Here is a 19,097-nt window from a genome sequence, read left to right on the forward strand (position 1 = left end):
TCAAAATTATTTTTGCTCCTTTTTTGTTTTTTATTTGTCACGAATTCGGAATTAAATCTTTACATTTGATTATTATTTATAATTAGTCTAAATACATACAAGGTGTCATGTTTTAAATAAAGCGAATCATATGTGTCAATCAGTCGTTCTCAGCCATAAAGGCAAATCTCATATCAGTTATTGCACGAAGTGTAAAACATTTTATATCTGGCAAGACTCTTTCCTATTAAGTTTAGGTTATCTTCAGTTTGAGTCCTTTGTTTCCGCAACGATGAGAAGTAATGTGAAAGGGAACTATTTTAGCTTTCCTGATGGTGATATGCGCGTATTGATTGATACACCTTGTCCAGAAATTGTTTTTGTTTTTAATGAAACCGAATGGAATGATTTTTCGGATGCACTGTCAGAATCCACTTACATGAGCGAAATATATCAGATGATGTCCAGCTAAAGATAAAAAGTCCTGTAGGCCTTTTCCACTTTCTTCTTCTATTCTTTTAAAAGGCTTTACAGGCACTATTAAAGTCCGATGTTAATTTATATACGATTCAAATAAATAATATTCGGACTTCTCTCGAACCCAATACATAAAAAATTGGTAAATAAAAAAAGGGTTGTTTTCAAACAACCCTTTTTTTATTACAGAAATGCATAGACTTATTCGCCGATAGCATAATATTTAAATCCTAGATCTTCCAGGTACTTTCTGTTTAACAGTTTTCTGCCATCAAATATAAAAGCGGGTCGTTTCATTTGGTGTTTTATGGTGTACCAGTCATAGTTTTTAAACTCATCCCATTCCGTTAACACAGCAATAGCATGGGCGTCTTGGCATGCCTGAATGGGATCATTTACGACCTTTACAAGTGCTCTATTTTCTTCAGGACTTCTTGTATTTAAATAATCGAGATCAGCGTAGATACGTTCGGCTGTGACTTTAGGGTCGTATATCGTGATTTCAGCTTGTTCACTTAATAAGTAATCAGCAACGTAAATAGCTGCAGATTCTCTAGTGTCATTTGTATCCTTTTTAAAAGCCCATCCCAAGAATGTAATTTTCTTTCCTGATACTGTATTGTACAAAGTTTGGATGATATTATCTGCAAAGCGCTGTTTTTGGTGATCATTCATGATGATGACCTGATCCCAATAATCTGCGACTTCATTCAGACCATAACTTCTTGCAATATATACAAGGTTTAAAATATCTTTTTGAAAACAGGAACCGCCAAACCCAACAGATGCCTTTAAAAATTTTGAACCAATACGGGTATCCATGCCAATTGCTTTAGAAACTTCATCCACATTGGCACCTGTTTTTTCGCAGAGTTCAGAGATCGAATTTATCGATGAAACGCGTTGTGCCAAAAAGGCATTTGCCGTCAATTTAGATAATTCCGAAGACCATAAGTTAGTCGTCAAAATGTTAGTGTCAGGAACCCAATTTTGGTAAATTTTTACGAGCGTATCAATTGCTTCTTGATTTTCTCCACCAATTAACACGCGGTCCGGGGCTAATAAGTCTTGAATAGCAGTACCTTCGGCTAAAAATTCTGGATTGGATAGGATATGAAAATTAACACCATTGCCTGTATGGTCGAGAATGCTTTTTAAAGCAGCTGCAGTACGCACAGGTAAAGTAGATTTTTCGACAATAATCTTATCTGTTTTTGCAACAGAAGCAATTTGTCTCGCACATAATTCAATGTATTTGAGATCAGCAGCCATCCCTTTTCCTTTGCCGTAGTTTTTGGTAGGGGTATTGACAGAAATAAAAATCATATCTGCTTCATCTATAGCTTTATCAACATCAGTAGAGAAAAATAGATTACGACCCCTTGCCTCAGCGACAATCGCTTTCAGCCCTGGTTCGTAGACCGGAAGGTTATCCAAATTTTCGTCATTCCAGGCCGCAATACGTTCGACATTGACATCAACAATGGTGATTTGGATATGAGGACATTGTTGGGCAACAACAGACATCGTCGGTCCGCCTACATATCCAGCACCGATACAACAGATTTTTTTGATATTAAATGACATAGCTTTCTATTTCAGCATTCTTATGGTATTGCAAAAATAGTAAAATATTTAGTTTGGATAGCAGAAATGCCGATGAATTTGATGTTGTAATTGCTTATATATTTATTAAATTTACTGATTATAAAAGGATACGAAATTGATCAAGCAAGAGATAATAGATAAGGTGTTGGATGCTGCTCGAATAGAGGAGGTTGTAGGTGATTTTGTAGACTTGAAAAAGAGGGGTACATCGCTTATTGGTAACTGTCCTTTTCATCATGAGAAGACGCCATCTTTTCACGTTTCTGTTTCCAAAGGAATCTATAAATGTTTTGGATGCGGGGTTGGAGGAGATTCGTTGAAGTTCGTGATGGAACTAGAGAAATTTTCTTATCCGGAAGGCATTAAATACCTCGCTAATAAATACAGTATAGAGGTTGAAGAGGTTGAACGCTCGCCAGCACAGTTAGCGCTCAAGATAAGAGAGAAGTTTATATGTGTTGAGCGCATGGGCCAGTAAATTTTTCAAAGATGAAATGTGGACCACAGAGATGGGGCAGGTTATTGGCCTGCACTACTTTAAGGAACGTGGCTATCGGGAAGATATCATCAAAAAATTTGAATTGGGTTATTCCCCCGATAATTGGACTGCACTTGTTGATGCAGCGACAAAAGCGGGTTTTCATCCCGACTATCTGAAGGAAATTGGGCTCGCGATCGAGCGCGATGATAAAAGCTTATACGATCGTTTCCGCGGACGTGTTATGTTTCCTATCCATAATTTGACTGGAAGAGTAATCGGTTTCGGAGGAAGGACATTAAAGACAGATAAGAAAGTTCCCAAATATGTAAACTCACCAGAGAGCGATATCTACCATAAGTCAGATGTGCTTTATGGACTCAATTTGCGAAAAAGCAATTATGGAGGAGGATAACTGCTATTTGGTAGAAGGATATGCAGATGTAATATCTACCCATCAAGCAGGTGTAGAAAATGTGGTATCCTCATCAGGTACATCATTGACGACAGCACAGATTCGACTTATTGCGCGCTTCACAAAAAATGTAACAATTCTTTATGATGGAGATGAAGCTGGGATTAAAGCTTCTCTTCGGGGAACGGATATGTTGCTGGAGGAAGGTTTGAATGTTAAGATTTTGCTTTTCCCAGATGGTAATGATCCCGATTCGTATGTAAAGACTTATGGTTCTTCCGTATTTAAGTCCTATATCAAAGAGAATCAACAAGATTTTATTTTTTATAAAACTAGAATTTTACTTCGCGATACCAATAATGATCCGATAAAAAGGGCAGAGGTGATCCGTGATGTCGTTGAGAGTATCGCATTGATTCCGGATGAAATTAAAGTTTCAGTTTTTATACGGGAGTGCAGTAATTTATTGGATATTGAAGAGCGAATCTTACTTTCAGAATTAAATAAGATCCGAATTTCAAAATCTAAGAAAGCTGATAAGGATTTCACTAAGAAGAGTACTCCGGTTATGGGGGCAGGGGCTCCACCAATGGATGGACCTCCTGCAGATTTTTCATGACCGATGAAGAAAGAGGTGGTGCCGCGCCGCTGGCACCAGAGACACCTGCGCAGCAGATTACTTCAGAAATACTTCAAGAACGTGAAATTATACGGATTCTTATCAATTATGGCGACTATCTGGCGACCTGGGAAGGGGACGGAGATATACCAGTAGCAGGGGTTTTACTAAGTAATATCGCTGATGTCAATTTTGAGGACAAGGCAGCAGCTTTTATCTTAAATGTTTATCGTGAGGCGGTTGAAAAATTTGAAATACCGGAGGCTAAGCAGTTTTACTCTAATCAAGACGCTGCTGTTGCTGAGCTTGCTATTAACTGTGTTGCGTCCAAGTACAATCTGAGTGAAAACTGGAATGATGATAAACGTAAAATCTATGTAACTCAAGAATATGAGCATTTAAAAGTGCTTGTTATCACTTCGATTTACCGCATCAAAAAACGTAAAATAACCCGTGAAATGGTCAAGATCCGTGAAGAGCTAAAGACGGAAAAGGATGACGCGAATGTCGAAGTTTTAATTTTCAAATATCAAAAACTTAAAGATGCCGAGAAGATGTTAGGAGGATTACTCGGAAATACCGTAGTCAAGTAAAGTATGGCCAAGCATATTGAATTCGGCAAATTAGGAGAGTCTTATGCGGAAAAATTTCTGCAGGATTTAGGGTGTGAAATTTTGTTAAGAAATTGGCGATATAAGAATTTAGAAGTAGATTTGATAGTCAGAGATGCCGGTATTTTAGTTTTTGTTGAGGTAAAAACTCGTCGTAAGCTTGATTACGGAGAACCGTTTGAGTTTGTTGACTGGCAGAAGAAACGAAAATTGACAAGAGCTGCAGATGTATATTTGAAAAAATATGATGTGACTGGAGAAATTCGCTTTGACATTATATCAGTTCTCATCACAGATAAAGATAACATACAATTAGAACACATCAAAGATGCGTTTTGGAATGAATAAAAGTAGATTTAATATGAAAAAACAACCTATATCCTCTTAGGTTTAGTACTTGGTTTAAGTGCCTGTAAAACGAAGAAGTCAGGTAAACTGGAGTTTGCTAAACCCGATGCTAGCCAATCAATACAGCTAGGTGATCCAATTCAATTTCAGCTCAAGTTTAATTCACCTGATCTGGACTCGGTTGTATATTATATCGATGATAAGATGGTTGCTTCTGGAAAAGATACTTCTGCAGTGCAGGTAGACAGTAAGAACTTAGCTTTGGGTACACGCAATATTTCTGCAAAGGTATATCAAGGAACAAGTATTGATAGTGCAAACGCATACATCACTATTGTACCACCAGCTCCAAAAGAATATGGGTTCGAAATTGTCAATAAATTTCCACATGATACGACAGCATTTACCCAAGGGTTACAATATGAAAATGGGTTTTTGTATGAGTCAACAGGTAGTGGCGGTGGTACACTTACCTCCTTGAGACGCGTTGACTTAAAAACGGGTAAAGTGCTACAGAAAAAAGAGTTTGATTCAGAAAAATATTTTGGTGAAGGAATGACCATCATGGGAGATAAAATCGTGATGTTGACATGGAAAAATATGGAAGGTTTTGTTCTTAATAAATCAAGTTTTGAACTGGAGAAAACTTTTCCTTATAAGGATAGTAAAGAAGGTTGGGGCTTAACCTACGATGGCAAAAGATTAATTAAGTCTGATGGATCCAATAAATTATATTTTTTAGATCCGAATACACAGCAAGAAATGAGTTCTGTTGATGTTTATGACGAAAATGGTCAGGTGAATTTTCTAAATGAACTGGAGTATATTGATGGTAAAGTGTATGCCAATGTATATGAAAAGGATGTTATTGCTATTATAAATCCTGAAACTGGAATCGTAGAAGGTCGAATTAATTTAGTTGGGATCTATCAGCATGCACAATACGATAATGAGTTGAATGGTATCGCCTATGATCAAGCAGGTAAAAGATTGTTTGTCACTGGAAAACTTTGGAATACGCTATTTGAAATCAAGATGATCGCCCGTTAGGCTACCTACCTTGTCACATTAAAAATATCTATTTTCAATCAGTAGCTTTGATGCGATGAAGATTGAAAAAAGAGCATAAATAGATTTTATGCTCTTTTTTTTGTCTTAAGTTTTGGACGCATTACCTCTCTTAGATAGACATATAGATTTGCTTTGAATCTTATGAGAGACACCTTTGAATCTTGTTAGATTTTAGTAGGAATATTTAATAGCCTAAAGGCAGGGTTTGTAGAGGATTTATAGAGCTTTACCTCTATGAACCCTCTACAAACCCTCTATTATCACACTATAAAAACTTAAGGAAATTATAAGATGATCCCTATTAGATAGTAAGTTGTTTCAACTGTCATGAAGGGAGGTCATTTGTTTACGATTTACCAAATACAGGTGGTAGGAAATGTATTTGTTGCTATAGGGTCATTGCCTTTTCTAACAGGACTTAGATCGTTTGAATTAATAGCTAGGGATAATAAGTCATAGCTATTGAATTAATTCATTTTGCAAAATATTTTTCTTTTATCAAGCAGATCTCGATGGTAAAGGAGAAATTTATGATTGTATGCCAATCGGTGATGCTCAAGTAACAATGGATCGCTATGGATATTTTTAATAAGATCCATAGCGATCCATTTTTTATTAAGGTCGTAACGTATTTGGCTTAATATAAAACTGCATTTTATCACTTAGGGGTTCAAATTCTTCTTTTTGAGCCTCTTCCACACGGTCTGGGTAAAGTATTCCATATAAATGATCTACTTCATGCTGAAAAATAACGGCAGTAAACCCCTCAATATTTTCCTCCTTTATTTTGCCTTCTTTACTAATATATTGTAAGCGGATGGTATTACTGCGAAGTACCTCTTCCCGACGATCAGGTATTGATAAGCATCCTTCAACTCCCTTTCTGATGAATTTTGATCGCCAAATAATTTTAGGGTTAATGTAACTTTCAAAAGGTTCACCTACTTTATCAAATCGTTGTACAACAATTAAGTTTTTATTTATTCCTATTTGCGGGGCCGCGATGCCAACGCCAGCATGCTCTGGATCTTGGACTGTGCTAAACATTCTTTTTTCTAAGATTGCGATCGATGGGTCATCAAATTTAAGGTCAACAGAAGTGGTCGTTAATACAGTCAGATCTTTCTCATTTGTAATTTGTAGCACACGTAATTTTTCTGTTTCTGTACCATTATTGATGATCTTAAGATCATCTGCGCTAAAATTTTGTCCTGCCTGAATATCTACTGGTCGTTCGTTTTTTTGTTTATGAAAAGCTTTTTCTCCTGCCATAATCTTTGTCTCTAAAATGTTTTCTTGAGGTGGTACAGGGCAGCGATAGCCATTGCTGTACGCACAGTAAGGGTTGTAAGCGGTATTAAAATCTATAGTTGCTTTGCCATTTATGATGTCCTCCGTTGATAAATCAATATAGCGTCCTCCACTATAGCTTTCCTGACCGTTTGTTAAATCTAAAAAGGGTAGAAAGAGGTGGTTTTTGTATTGTGGATTTTGAAATAGCGCCGCACTTTGATAAACTGTCAGTTGATAGGGTTTATTGTTTAAAGTGAAATTTAAAATAGCATAACGTTTATAGGGGTTGCTAGTTCCATCGTAAGTGGCATTTTGAACGTTTCTTCTCCTATTAATAAGGTAACGTCCGCCGTCACTTGGTATGCTTTATCTACTGGGAAATAATCTAAAAACTGTACCTGGTCTGCCGGTAAAGGACCGAATTTTGACTTGGAAAGACTCAAGGCTTTTTCTTGGCGATCTTTTAGAATAAGCGCCTGGTAATCTTGAGCATTTGCTTTTATACTTACAGTAATTAAGAAAAGCCCAATTAATATGGTGTATTTCATTCATTTTAATTTAAAGTCTAGCAAATTTATAGATTTTTTTGATCAATAGGGAATCTATTTTACAGAAACAGAATCGTATTTTTGTCAAAATATTTAACATAGGCATCGTTATGAGATTAATGGCTTTTGATTATGGAACAAAAAGGATCGGTATTGCAGTGACAGATCCGATGCAAATAATTGCAACAGCATTAACGACGGTGCATCCGGATAAAATTTGGGAGTTCTTAGAAGATTATTTTAAAACAGAGCAGGTGGAGACGTTTGTATTGGGCAAGCCTTTGCAAATGGACGGGACGGATTCGGAGTCTGCGATTCATATTTTAGGATTTGCAAGACGGTTAAAGAAAACATACCCTTTGATCCCTATTATTGAAATAGACGAACGGTTTACGTCAAAAATGGCCGCTGCTGTTATCGTTCAAAGCGGTAAGAAAAAAAATAAAAGACAAGAAAAGGGTATTGTGGATACCATATCAGCAACCTTGATCTTGCAGACATATATGGAAACTAAAGCATTTTAATATGGCATTAAAAGATATTCTATTCTTTGTAGAAGATATTGATTTTAAATTAAAGGAAAAGGCAAAAATTCGTCAGTGGATTGTGGATACAATCAAGGCTGAAGGATTTAAGCGTGTTGGTGAACTAAGCTTTATCTTATGTTCAGATGCTTATTTATTGGAAATTAATAAGCAGTATTTGAATCATGATACTTATACAGATGTTGTTACTTTTGACTCCTCGGAAGATGATGATGTGATTGCTGGTGATATATTTATCAGTGTTGAGCGTATTACAGAAAATGCTGCTAAATTTAAAGTTGATAGTAGAGATGAGTTACAGCGCGTGATTATGCATGGCGTATTACATTTATGTGGATACCATGATAAAAAACCCGAAGATAAAACGTTGATGACGGCTAAAGAGAATGAGTATCTTGGGAAACGAGATTTTTAGATATAAAAAAGGCTTGCAATAATACTATTGCAAGCTTTTATATGATTTGATTAAGACTAAAATCTCTCGAATTGAGAAAAGAAAAATGCACCTTCGATTTGAGCGTTTTCATCTGAATCAGAACCATGAACCGCATTAGCATCGATAGATTTTGCATATTTGTTACGGATGGTACCTTCTGCAGCTTCAGCAGGGTTAGTAGCACCGATTAAAGTACGGAAATCTTCAATTGCATTTTCTTTCTCCAAGATAACAGCAACAATAGGACCTGAAGTCATAAAGTTTACTAATTCTCCGTAGAAAGGACGCGCGCTGTGTACTGCGTAAAAAGCACCCGCTGTTTCTGTAGTCAATTGAATATATTTCATTGCTACGATTTTGAAACCACCAGCAATAATATCATTCAAAATAGCGCCGATGTGACCATTTGCTACTGCATCTGGTTTGATCATCGTAAAGTTCTGTTAGTTGCCATTAATGTTATTTTTTTTGCAAAAGTAATGATTTCCACCAATAACTGAAAGATAAGCATATTATATTATCATTACGACTATTTTTATGTAACTTTTTCTTTGATAAAAAGTATTTTCTTTGCGTGTCTAGAAATGATTAACTTTGTACTATTATGGCATTAAATCTAACAGTTGATATTGATAAGGATTCCGGTTTTTGCTTTGGTGTAGTCTATGCAATAGACATGGCTGAGGAAATTCTTGAGGAAGATGGTTATTTGTACTGTCTAGGCGATATTGTACATAATGATGAAGAAGTTGCTCGACTAAAAGCAAAGGGTTTGCGGATCATTGCTCATGATGTTCTTCCCACTTTACAACATGAAAAAGTCCTTATCCGTGCACATGGTGAAGCTCCAGAAACTTATAAGATCGCTCTAGATAATAATATTACGCTAATTGATGCATCGTGCCCCGTTGTTCTTAAGTTGCAAAATAGAATTAAAACTTCTTTTGATCAGGATGAGAAGATCCTCATCTTTGGGAAGCATGGCCATGCTGAGGTTGTTGGTTTGCAGGGACAAACTAATGATGAAGCTTTAGTTTTTCAGGATATTGCTGAGCTGGATGATGCCGACTTGCCAGCATCCTTTACACTTTATAGCCAAACGACGAAGAGTGTAGATAAGTTTTATCAGATCAAAGATGAGTTGATTAAGAGAGGCTATGAAGTAAAAGCAAACGATACCATTTGTCGCCAAGTTTCTAATCGTTACGAAGATCTGGTACACTTCGCTAAGATGTATGACAAAATTGTTTTTGTTTCGGGTAAAAAATCTTCCAATGGTAAAGTTCTTTTTGAAGTTTGCTTAAAAGAAAATTCTGATACTTATTTTGTTTCAGAAGTTGGAGAGATTGATGTAACAGTTTTCAAAGAAGGCGATCGTGTGGGTATTTGTGGAGCGACCTCAACACCTATGTGGCTGATGAAAGAAGTCAAAGCTTACTTAGAAGCGATATAACCTCATAATTACGCGTCATAAATATTTCATATTGTCGTAGATAGCAATATCTACGATCTAATTTTCATACTTTTGTTTCAAATGAGTAAGAAAGCTACCAAAGGAATTTTATTAGTTCAACTGGGGACTCCGGATAGTCCTGCCACATCAGATGTAAGAAAATATTTAACAGAATTTTTAATGGACGGAAGGGTAATTGATATTCCATATATCAATAGAACACTTTTAGTTAGGGGAATCATAGCTCCTACGCGCGCTCCGAAGTCTGCTAAAATTTATGAAACAATCTGGGATAAGGAAACAGGTTCTCCTTTGATGCATTACAGTATTATACAGCGTGATCTCTTGCAGAAGTCTTTAGGGGAGGATTATCATGTCGAATTGGCCATGCGTTACCAGAATCCTTCTATTGAAAATGCTTTGAAAAATATGGAGGGAATGCTTCTGGATTCGATTCGTGTTATTCCTTTATTTCCGCAATATGCATCTGCGACCAGTGGATCTGTTATTGACCGCGTGATGGAACTGATTCGTAAATGGAATTATTTACCGAATATGAGTTTTGTAAGTAGTTATTGTCAAGAGCCACTCATGATTGAAACCTTTGCAGATCATGCAAGACAGCATGATATTGCTCATTTTGACCATATTGTATTTAGTTATCATGGGCTTCCTGTACGTCAATTGGGGAAAGTTGATCCAACCAGACAGTTAAGTTGTCCGGAAGATGGTTGTGATTCGTGTAAAAATACGGTCAATTCTTTTTGTTATCTGTCACAATGTCATGCAACTACAAGAGCAATTGCTCAAGAATTAGGTCTTGAAAAGGAGCAATATAGCATCTGTTTTCAATCGAGATTAGGCAAAGAACCTTGGATTCAACCTTATACGTCAAGTTTATTAGAGGACTTGGCACAAAAAGGCAAGAAGAAATTATTGGTATTTAGTCCAGCATTTGTTGCCGATTGTATTGAAACAATAGATGAAATTGGCGTGGAATATGCTAATGAGTTTAAGCATTTGGGAGGTGAAGAGGTTCAATTGGTTGAAAGTCTAAACGGTGATCCTAAGTGGATTGAAGCATTGAAGCGCTTGGCTTTGAATGCTTAATACTAACTTAAAAATACGATGTTAATAGTAAATGTAATTGTACTTCTTCTATTGGACTTTTATATCTTTTTTGCATTAAAGGCAACAAAGATCAAGTTTGCAAAGACTAAAACTTTTGGGATTCTTTGGTGGGGTTATTCAATTTTGCTTTCTCTAGGAGTTATCATTTCCTTTAAATTTAATATTCCACTACTAGTTCGTTCCGTTTTTTTAGTTGCTTTTTTTCTCACAGCAGCTTCTAAATTCTTCTTTTTCTTTGTTCTCATTCTGGATGATTTGAGGAGAGGAGGACTTTGGCTAACGAGACTGTTGACCCCGAAAAAACGATCAAACAAGCGGTCAATGTGTTGGAAATGCCAATCGCTGAAGAGCCAGTTAAAGGGATCACAAGGTCAGATTTCTTAACAAAGGCGGGGATTTTGGTTGGTGCGTCGCCATTGGTGCCTTTAAGCTGGGGAATTATTTCGGGAGCGTATGATTATCGTGTGCGTCGTCAAAAGTTATACTTGCCAAATTTGCCAGCAGCTTTTCACGGGATGAAGATTGGACAAATTTCTGATGTGCATTCGGGTTCTTTTTATAATAGAAAAGCCGTAAATGGTGGAGTTGACTTATTACTGAATGAAAAACCAGATGCTATTTTTTTTACTGGTGATTTAGTTAATAATGTCGCTTCAGAAATGCGCGATTATCAAGATATATTTTCAAGGGTAAAGGCTGATTTAGGTGTATTCTCAAGTTTAGGAAATCATGATTATGGTGATTATTATTTTGGGAAAGAGGATTCAGCGGCCAAAAGAAAAAATCTTCAGGACTTGATTGAGACACATAAAGTAATGGGCTGGGATCTTTTGAATGATGAGAATCGGATTTTGAAAGTTAACAATGAAGAATTGGCTATTGTTGGTGTACAGAACTGGGGTACCGGCCGATTCCCTAAGCACGGCGATTTGCAAAAAGCTTTGTTGGGTACAGAAGAACAGTCTGTTAAATTACTTCTTTCCCACGATCCTTCGCACTGGCGGGCTCAGGTGCTAGATACAGATATCGACGTCATGTTCGCGGGGCACACACACGGTATGCAGTTTGGTGTTCGGCTTAAGAATGTTCAATGGAGTCCTGCAAAATATGTGTATAAAGAATGGGCCGGGTTATATAGAGAAAAAAACAATAAGCAACTTTATGTAAATGTGGGCTATGGATTCTTAGGTTACCCGGGTCGAGTAGGAATATTGCCTGAGATCACCATTTTTGAACTTATAAAAGGGAATGATCCGAAAGCACGCGTATAATTAAAGATAACATTTATAAGGGATGTGGTATTTAAATATGCTTCTCCTACATGTTAGCTGATGACAATAAAAAAATAAGCACTCAATCGAGTGCTTATTTTATTGTCATTGTCATTTTCTTTAACAGTCTAATTACTATCTTTAACGATCAAAAATTATGAAATAAAAATTAGACCATGCAACAAACATTCGAAATTAATTCGGATCCTCATACCCGGTTGAATATACTTACTGGTGAACGTGTGCTCGTTTCTCCACATCGAAGTAAAAGGCCATGGCAAGGACAAGTCGAAGATGACAATCAAGAACAACGACCATCATACGACCCGAAGTGTTATTTGTGTCCGACGAACGAACGCTGATGGAGATGTTAATCCCGATTATAAAGAGAGTTTTGTATTTGTAAATGATTTTTCTGCACTTTTGAAGGATACGCCTACGGCAGATATCAATGAAGATGAGCTTTTTATTGCGGAATCTGAAAAAGGTATTTGTAAAGTTATCGCCTTTTCTCCACGACATGATCTGACACTTCCAGAAATGTCAGTTCCGGCAATCAAAGCGGTAGTAGATGTTTGGCAAAAGGAGTTTGCTGCTTTGGCTGAACATGAGTGGATAAAGTATATTCAAATATTTGAAAATAAGGGTGCTATAATGGGGTGTAGCAACCCGCATCCACATGGTCAGATATGGTCACAAAATCATGTTCCTGTGGAACTTCAGAAGGAGTCGAAAAATCAAAAGACATATTTTGACAATCATGGTGTTACCATGCTAAGTGCATATGTTCAAGCAGAATTGAGAAAAAATGAACGTATTATAGAAGAGAATGACAGTTTTGTTGCGTTAGTTCCATTTTGGGCATCATGGCCGTATGAGACGATGATCGTAAGTAAAAGACCTGTACAGAATATATTAGCTTTCACAGATCAGGAGAAAGAACAGCTGGCCTCAATTTTGAAATTGTTGACAACACGCTACGACAACTTATTTAATACATCATTTCCTTATTCTGCGGGTATGCATCAAGCTCCGGTGAATAGTGGAGACTTTCCGGAATGGCACTGGCATATGCATTTTTACCCACCATTGTTACGTTCTGCTACCGTTAAGAAATTTATGGTAGGTTATGAAATGCTGGCAAATCCACAGCGTGATATTACGCCTGAATTTGCAGCTCAACAATTAAGAAACTGCTCAACGACTCATTATAAAAACGTTTAATTTATGATTACTAAAGAATCTATACAGAATAAATTTACATCCATTTTTCAAGCTGAGCCTATTATTGTACGGTCCCCAGGTAGAATTAATATCATAGGAGAGCATACCGATTATAATGACGGGTTTGTGCTGCCAGCGGCTATCGATAAAGCGGTATATATTGCTGTATCTAAAAGAGATGATGAGTTGATCTCTTTATATGCCGAAGATTACAAGGCCGTCTACGAGATCAGTTTAAATGCTATTGCACCAACAGATTTACATTGGCCCAACTATATCTTGGGGGTTGTTGATCAAATCCAGAAAAGGGGTTTATTGGTTGGTGGATTTAATCTTTATATCGATGGTGATGTTCCCTTAGGAGCAGGTCTATCTTCTTCTGCCGCTGTAGAATGTGCTACGACTTTAGCTTTAAGTGAGCTTTTTGAGTTAAATATTCCACGTTTGGAGATTCCAAAATTGGACAATTGGCCGAGCATACTTATGCAGGAGTAAAATGCGGTATTATGGATCAGTTTGCTTCAACGTTTGGTAAAAAGGATCAGGTATTAAAGCTCGATTGCCGTTCTTTAGAATATGAATATGTTCCTCTGATATTGGATGGTTATACAATCATTTTGCTGAATACAAATGTAAAACATGCATTAGGAGATACTGCGTATAACAAGCGTGTGGAACAATGCAAGCAAGCTATTGATTGGGTTAAGGAAAAATATCCTGAGGTTGTCAATATGCGTGATGTGTCGGTTTCGATGTTGGATGAAATGGTGAAAGATAAAGATGCTGAAGTATATACAAAAACACGTTTTGTCGTTGAAGAAAGCGAACGCGTGCATGAGGCATGTGAGCATCTGAAAGCTGGTAATTTAAAAGCATTAGGACAAAATCTATTGGCGTCACATCATGGTTTGAGTCAAGAATATGAAGTGAGCTGTGCTGAGTCAGATTATTTGGTGGATTTTATCAAACAGTTTCCTGAGGTGCTGGGGGCAAGACAAATGGGGGGTGGTTTTGGTGGTTGCACGATTAATCTTGTGAAAAATGATTTTGTTGTCGCACTTATCGAGAAGATCTCACCAGAATATTTCGCGAAATTTGGTAAGGAATTGACCGTAATACAGGTGAAAACAGATGATGGTACATCTGTTTTGTAATGAATAATCTAAAAAAGGTTTCTATCATTAAATAGAACTTTTTAGATCGTGTACTCATATGACAAATGCTATTATACCATTTCTTTTAAAAGCTTTAAAGCATAACTAATACTATTCACATTACTTAAAGCCAGCCTAAGCTGTTTTTTGATTTCTTTTAAATTACTAATCTCTGGGTGCTGCTGAACAAAAGCAAGTACTCTTCCAAATTGATCCGATTCGAAATAAGTTGATTTTGGGTTGTTAACGAAATATCCTTTTAAGGTGTTTTTCTTGTAGGATATTTTTTCAAATCCAATCTGCTTTCCAAACCATTGTAAGCGCAAAGTATTAAACAATTCAAAGACTTCATGTGGTATCGGACCGAATCGGTCTTCTAATGATACTGCAAAATCTGTCAGTTGGTCTTCATTTTCGAGTTTCGATATTTCCGTATATAGGTTATATCGCTCACTGATATTGGTTACATATTCATCAGGTATCAATACTTCCATATCGGTGTCGATCTGCGTAAAGGAGACATATTTGTGGTCTTTATCATCGGCAAAGACATCTGAGAATTCGTCTTCTTTTAATTCCTGAATTGCTTCATCAAGAATTTTATGATACATCTCAAAACCAATTTCGGCAATAAACCCAGATTGTTCTCCACCTAATAAATTTCCTGAGCCACGAATATCTAGATCGCGCATAGCGACATTAAATCCTGCCCCTAATTCTGAAAACTCTTCGATTGCTGATAATCGTTTATAAGCCTCTGGCGTAAGTGTCGATAATGGAGGGCTTAGCAGGTAACAGAATGATTTTTTATTTGAGCGACCTACACGTCCACGCATCTGATGAAGATCGCTTAGACCAAACATATGCGCATGGTTAATGATGATGGTATTGGCATTGGGAATATCCAATCCGGCTTCGATAATGGTTGTGGCAACCAATACATCAAAATCGTGATTGATAAACTTAAGCATAACATCTTCGAGATCATCACCTTCAAGCTGTCCATGCGCGATACCTACCCGTGCATTAGGGACTAATTTTTGAATCATAGCACCTAGTTGCTTAAGATCGGCAACACGGTTGTGAATAAAGAACACTTGTCCACCGCGTTCCAGTTCAAAGGATACTGCTTCCTGTATCAGTGTTTCATTGAATACATGCAATTCTGTTTGAACAGGTTGACGATTGGGGGGTGGCGTGTTGATTAAACTCAAATCTCGCGCCCCCATCAGCGAAAAGTGTAATGTACGGGGTATAGGGGTTGCGGTTAATGTCAGTGAATCGACATTGGCACGTAATAGTTTTAATTTTTCTTTAACGGAGACTCCAAATTTTTGTTCTTCATCAATGATCATCAGTCCCAGATCTTTAAATTTAACATCCTTACTTACTAGGCGATGAGTACCGATGATAATATCAATTTTCCCCTCAGCTAATTTTGCCAATGTTTCTTTAATTTGTTTTGCTGTTTTAAATCTATTGATATAGTCTATGGTACACGGTAGATCTTTGAGGCGTTCAGTAAAAGTTCGGTAATGCTGATGTGCAAGAATCGTTGTTGGTACAAGTACTGCAACCTGCTTGCTGTCTGCAACAGCTTTAAATGCTGCTCGTATAGCAATTTCCGTTTTTCCAAAACCAACATCACCACATACTAGACGGTCCATAGGATGTGGCGATTCCATATCACGTTTTACATCTGCAGTAGCTTTTTCTTGATCTGGTGTGTCTTCATAAATAAAAGAAGCTTCCAGTTCATTCTGTAAATAAGAATCTGGACTAAAGGCCGTACCGGTCTGTGCTTTACGTTTCGCATAGAGCATGATCAAGTCTCGGGCAATGTCCTTGACTTTTTTCTTTGTGGTTTTCTTTAGCTTGTCCCATACATCTGTTCCCAGTTTATTCATTTTTGGAATAGAACCTTCTTTTCCTGAATACTTGGAAATCCGATTTAAGGAGTTGATGTTTACGTACAGAAGGTCATTGTCAGCATAACTCAATCGGATCATTTCCTGAGATTTGCCATTGACTTCCACTTTCTCAAGTCCAGCATACTTCCGACACCATGGTCGATATGGGTAATATAATCACCTGGTTTAAGATCTCGCAGATCTTTTAACGTGATGGCCTGACTTTTTTCATAACCTTTTTTTCGCTTGTACTTATAATATCGATCAAAAATTTGATGATCTGTATAGCAGGCTAATTTGACATCATCGTCCCTAAATCCTTCTCTGAATCCTTTATGGACAGGAATAAAGGTAACTGTTTTGTCGAGATCTTCTAAGATTTTATATATCCGCTCTATTTGTTTAGGCGAATCTGAGAAGATTAAATTTTCGATTTTATTTTTCTCATTCTCTTTGAAATTATGGATCAACAGATTGAAATCTTTATTGAATGAGGGTTGTGGGTGGATATCAAATTTGATTGTCGTTTCGGCTTTATAGAAGAATTGTTTTCCGAATTCGACGATTGGGAAATCGAAAAGGAGTGCATTGAAATTTTTTTCGTCAGAAAATCCATAAGCGGGATTTATCCACTCTGAATTGTCTTTCTTTTCTTTTTCTGATAAAGCATTCCAAAACTCGGTTGCTTTTTTATTTCCATCTTTTATCGTATCCAATGTGAACTGATCATCTTTTATCCAAACAACTGCATCTTTGTCAATATACTCCAAAAGGGAAATATTTTGCGCACTTAAGAATTTAGCTTGCACATTGGGGACGATGGTTACTTTATGAATTTTTGATACAGACAGTTGGGATTCGATCTCAAATGTTCGAATGCTTTCAATGTCATCTCCAAAAAATTCTATTCGGTAGGGAAGATCATTAGAAAAAGAGAATATATCGACAATTCCTCCTCGAATGGCGTACTGTCCAGGCTCGTAAACAAAATCTACACGATCGAAATCGTATTCAAATAGAAACTCATTGATAAAGTCTATACTTAATTTGGTGTTTTCGGTTATTTCTAACGTGTTTTTCTCCAGATCACTTCTATTAATTACCTTTTCAGCAATTGCTTCGGGGTATGTAACAACCATTTTTGGTAATTCGGAAGTATGATTTAGTACATTTAATGTTTCTGCGCGTTGTAAAACATGTGTTGCATCAAGTTGTGTAAAATCAAAAGGTTTACGGTAGGAGGCGGGAAAAAATAATACCTGTTTATCCAGAAGGCTTTCCAGATCACTTAAGAAATAAGATGCATCTTCATGTGTTGGAAGGATAAAGAGGTAGGGGCGTTCTTGTAGGGTATAACTCGCTACTGCAACAACGGCATCAGATGAACCGATAAGGCCTCTTAAATGGACTTTTGGATTTTTAGCTTGTATCGCTTTTGTCAAAGTTTGTGTCAACTCACTTTGACCGTATTTTTCTATAATTTCTTTAATTCCCACGCGTTCACTAATTTGGAATATTGCGAATTTAGTTAAATGATGGGTTGTTACAAAATAAGCTTTTGCTATCTGCTATAAATAACCAAAAAATTAGTAAGGTCTCATTGTCATTGGTACTGGACGGTGTTGTAGAACTGTATTATAAGTTTGTATTTACATTTAATACTTTTATATAGTCTTTTAATGCTGTAGCATTTGCTGCATCAAGTATTTCTTGGAAATGCTCTCTATAGTCAAACTGATGGTCCTCATGAATTTTTTCATATTTTGACACAGCATGTTTTATTCTGCCAGCTATATATTTTTGAAGTTTATGTGCGGCAGATTGGTAAGATGAACCAAATAACGATGGGTACATCATGATGGCTCTTTCTAAAATGTAAATACGAAATTCTACTTCACTCAATTTATCTTTTGTGATTTTTTCGTGCTCGTTAACCATGCCGCTGGCTTGTTTTACCAATTTGCTTAATCCTACGAAATTGCTCATACTTGGCGTATTGTACACTTGTGATTCACCTATGTCAAAAAGTTTTTGTAGCTGTTTTCTCAGATGTTCAATGCGTTGTTCTAAGTCAGATTCATCTTCTAAAAGCTGAAAATGTAGTTGTTTGATGAGCATTTTATCTTTACTAATCAATCGGAGTAATAACTTGTCTTTTTCCTTTAAGGGAAGGTTAAGTACAGCTTTTTTTAATTCGGGATCTTGATGAATTGACATGATTTAAAGATAGGTGAAAATTAATGATTTTTAAAATTAGTAACGACGATGTATGCCCTACCTTAAAAAGCGGTTGGCTAATTGTTCATCCTGATGTTACTATAAAATCAAAATTTTAATAACATTATTTTAATAGACCTTCTTGACGTACTACATCTAAAATTATTTATATTTGTAGATAAATACCTACATCCTAATAATCTTCCATTGATTTGAAACTGCTAAATATATTTTTCTGTACGTTAGTTTTTGCGAATACGGCTTTTGCGGATTCTATTAAGCTTGAGGATTTGTTTTCCAGTAAGAGTC

19 protein-coding genes and 4 pseudogenes are annotated in these 19,097 nt (G+C 36.6%); 15 read left to right on the forward strand and 8 right to left on the reverse strand.

The genetic code is table 11. From position 1 onward, the window contains the following. Positions 1-271: 271 nt before the first annotated feature. Positions 272-451 (forward strand): hypothetical protein, encoded by a 180-nt coding sequence (locus tag L950_RS33185; protein WP_021187981.1) that lies wholly within the window; start codon positions 272-274, stop codon positions 449-451. Between the two features lie 206 nt (positions 452-657). Here the strand turns inward: L950_RS33185 and L950_RS12965 are convergent, their stop codons facing one another. Beyond that, positions 658-2,043 (reverse strand): nucleotide sugar dehydrogenase, encoded by a 1,386-nt coding sequence (locus L950_RS12965; protein WP_021187982.1) that lies wholly within the window; start codon positions 2,041-2,043, stop codon positions 658-660. Positions 2,044-2,206: 163 nt separating this feature from the next. Here L950_RS12965 and L950_RS36530 point away from each other — a divergent pair, with 163 nt between their 5' ends. The 6 genes from L950_RS36530 (at position 2,207) to L950_RS12980 (ending at position 5,585) form a co-directional block, all read left to right on the forward strand. Then, a complete protein-coding gene (locus L950_RS36530) occupies positions 2,207-2,542 on the forward strand; it encodes a CHC2 zinc finger domain-containing protein (protein WP_316930635.1) in 336 nt (111 codons plus the stop codon). Beyond that, complete coding sequence (locus L950_RS36535) at positions 2,520-2,957, forward strand: hypothetical protein (RefSeq protein ID WP_316930633.1); 438 nt, start codon at positions 2,520-2,522, stop codon at positions 2,955-2,957. Before L950_RS36530 ends, L950_RS36535 begins: the two co-directional genes overlap by 23 nt. Continuing rightward, positions 2,917-3,576 carry a toprim domain-containing protein gene (locus L950_RS36540; protein ID WP_316930634.1) on the forward strand — a complete coding sequence of 220 codons (660 nt, stop codon included), beginning with the start codon at positions 2,917-2,919 and terminating at the stop codon, positions 3,574-3,576. Before L950_RS36535 ends, L950_RS36540 begins: the two co-directional genes overlap by 41 nt. After that, a complete protein-coding gene (locus tag L950_RS36545; protein WP_031286984.1) occupies positions 3,573-4,169 on the forward strand; it encodes a hypothetical protein in 597 nt (198 codons plus the stop codon). Before L950_RS36540 ends, L950_RS36545 begins: the two co-directional genes overlap by 4 nt. 3 nt (positions 4,170-4,172) lie before the next feature. Further along, entirely contained in the window at positions 4,173-4,535 is a 363-nt protein-coding gene (locus tag L950_RS12975) for a YraN family protein (RefSeq protein WP_021187983.1), read from the forward strand. A gap of 204 nt (positions 4,536-4,739) precedes the next feature. Continuing rightward, on the forward strand, positions 4,740-5,585 hold the full coding sequence (locus L950_RS12980) for a glutaminyl-peptide cyclotransferase (protein ID WP_021187984.1): 846 nt from the start codon (positions 4,740-4,742) through the stop codon (positions 5,583-5,585). 636 nt (positions 5,586-6,221) lie between these two features. Here L950_RS12980 and def read toward each other — a convergent pair. The 3 genes and pseudogenes from def to L950_RS26510 all read right to left on the reverse strand — a co-directional run bounded on the left by def (position 6,222) and on the right by L950_RS26510 (position 7,447). Next, entirely contained in the window at positions 6,222-6,878 is a 657-nt protein-coding gene (gene def / locus L950_RS12985; RefSeq protein WP_021187985.1) for a peptide deformylase, read from the reverse strand. A gap of 45 nt (positions 6,879-6,923) precedes the next feature. Further along, positions 6,924-7,262 (reverse strand): annotated as a pseudogene (locus L950_RS37320) (DUF1684 domain-containing protein); the annotation flags it as partial. Next, positions 7,160-7,447 carry a hypothetical protein gene (locus L950_RS26510; protein WP_021187986.1) on the reverse strand — a complete coding sequence of 96 codons (288 nt, stop codon included), beginning with the start codon at positions 7,445-7,447 and terminating at the stop codon, positions 7,160-7,162. The pseudogene L950_RS37320 and the gene L950_RS26510, both read right to left, overlap by 103 nt. A 110-nt stretch (positions 7,448-7,557) precedes the next feature. On the opposite strand from L950_RS26510, the gene ruvX reads away from it, so the two are divergent. After that, positions 7,558-7,971, forward strand: a complete 414-nt coding sequence (gene ruvX / locus L950_RS12995; protein WP_031286988.1) for a Holliday junction resolvase RuvX — start codon at positions 7,558-7,560, stop codon at positions 7,969-7,971. Between the two features lies 1 nt (position 7,972). Next, positions 7,973-8,407 carry an rRNA maturation RNase YbeY gene (ybeY, locus tag L950_RS13000; protein ID WP_021187988.1) on the forward strand — a complete coding sequence of 145 codons (435 nt, stop codon included), beginning with the start codon at positions 7,973-7,975 and terminating at the stop codon, positions 8,405-8,407. 56 nt (positions 8,408-8,463) lie between these two features. Here ybeY and L950_RS13005 read toward each other — a convergent pair. Continuing rightward, positions 8,464-8,882, reverse strand: a pseudogene (locus L950_RS13005) (nucleoside-diphosphate kinase). A 150-nt stretch (positions 8,883-9,032) separates the two neighbouring features. Here L950_RS13005 and L950_RS13010 point away from each other — a divergent pair. Together L950_RS13010 and hemH are read left to right on the forward strand one after the other, a co-directional pair. Continuing rightward, a complete protein-coding gene (locus tag L950_RS13010; RefSeq protein ID WP_021187990.1) occupies positions 9,033-9,881 on the forward strand; it encodes a 4-hydroxy-3-methylbut-2-enyl diphosphate reductase in 849 nt (282 codons plus the stop codon). 81 nt (positions 9,882-9,962) lie between these two features. Beyond that, positions 9,963-10,991 (forward strand): ferrochelatase, encoded by a 1,029-nt coding sequence (hemH, locus tag L950_RS13015; RefSeq protein WP_021187991.1) that lies wholly within the window; start codon positions 9,963-9,965, stop codon positions 10,989-10,991. Between the two features lie 134 nt (positions 10,992-11,125). Here the strand turns inward: hemH and L950_RS35420 are convergent, their stop codons facing one another. Continuing rightward, the gene (locus L950_RS35420; protein WP_021187992.1) at positions 11,126-11,257 is read right to left on the reverse strand and encodes a hypothetical protein; all 132 of its coding nucleotides are present in this window, start codon (positions 11,255-11,257) and stop codon (positions 11,126-11,128) included. Between the two features lie 27 nt (positions 11,258-11,284). Here L950_RS35420 and L950_RS13020 point away from each other — a divergent pair, with 27 nt between their 5' ends. From L950_RS13020 to L950_RS33195, 4 genes and pseudogenes are all read left to right on the forward strand, one after another. Next, positions 11,285-12,283, forward strand: a complete 999-nt coding sequence (locus L950_RS13020; protein ID WP_021187993.1) for a metallophosphoesterase — start codon at positions 11,285-11,287, stop codon at positions 12,281-12,283. 176 nt (positions 12,284-12,459) lie between these two features. Further along, a pseudogene (locus tag L950_RS13025) lies at positions 12,460-13,507 on the forward strand (UDP-glucose--hexose-1-phosphate uridylyltransferase). A gap of 3 nt (positions 13,508-13,510) precedes the next feature. After that, positions 13,511-14,002, forward strand: coding sequence for a galactokinase (locus L950_RS33190; protein ID WP_231577245.1), 492 nt, complete (start codon positions 13,511-13,513; stop codon positions 14,000-14,002). Further along, positions 13,975-14,661, forward strand: a complete 687-nt coding sequence (locus L950_RS33195) for a galactokinase (RefSeq protein ID WP_231577247.1) — start codon at positions 13,975-13,977, stop codon at positions 14,659-14,661. Before L950_RS33190 ends, L950_RS33195 begins: the two co-directional genes overlap by 28 nt. 71 nt (positions 14,662-14,732) lie before the next feature. Here the strand turns inward: L950_RS33195 and mfd are convergent. Together mfd and L950_RS13040 are read right to left on the reverse strand one after the other, a co-directional pair. Then, positions 14,733-18,067 (reverse strand): annotated as a pseudogene (gene mfd / locus L950_RS13035) (transcription-repair coupling factor). A gap of 139 nt (positions 18,068-18,206) precedes the next feature. Then, on the reverse strand, positions 18,207-18,788 hold the full coding sequence (locus tag L950_RS13040; protein ID WP_021187994.1) for a hypothetical protein: 582 nt from the start codon (positions 18,786-18,788) through the stop codon (positions 18,207-18,209). Positions 18,789-19,097 lie beyond the last annotated feature (309 nt).

This window comes from Sphingobacterium sp. IITKGP-BTPF85, from assembly GCF_001006065.1.
Classification (GTDB): Bacteria; Bacteroidota; Bacteroidia; order Sphingobacteriales; family Sphingobacteriaceae; genus Sphingobacterium; species Sphingobacterium anhuiense.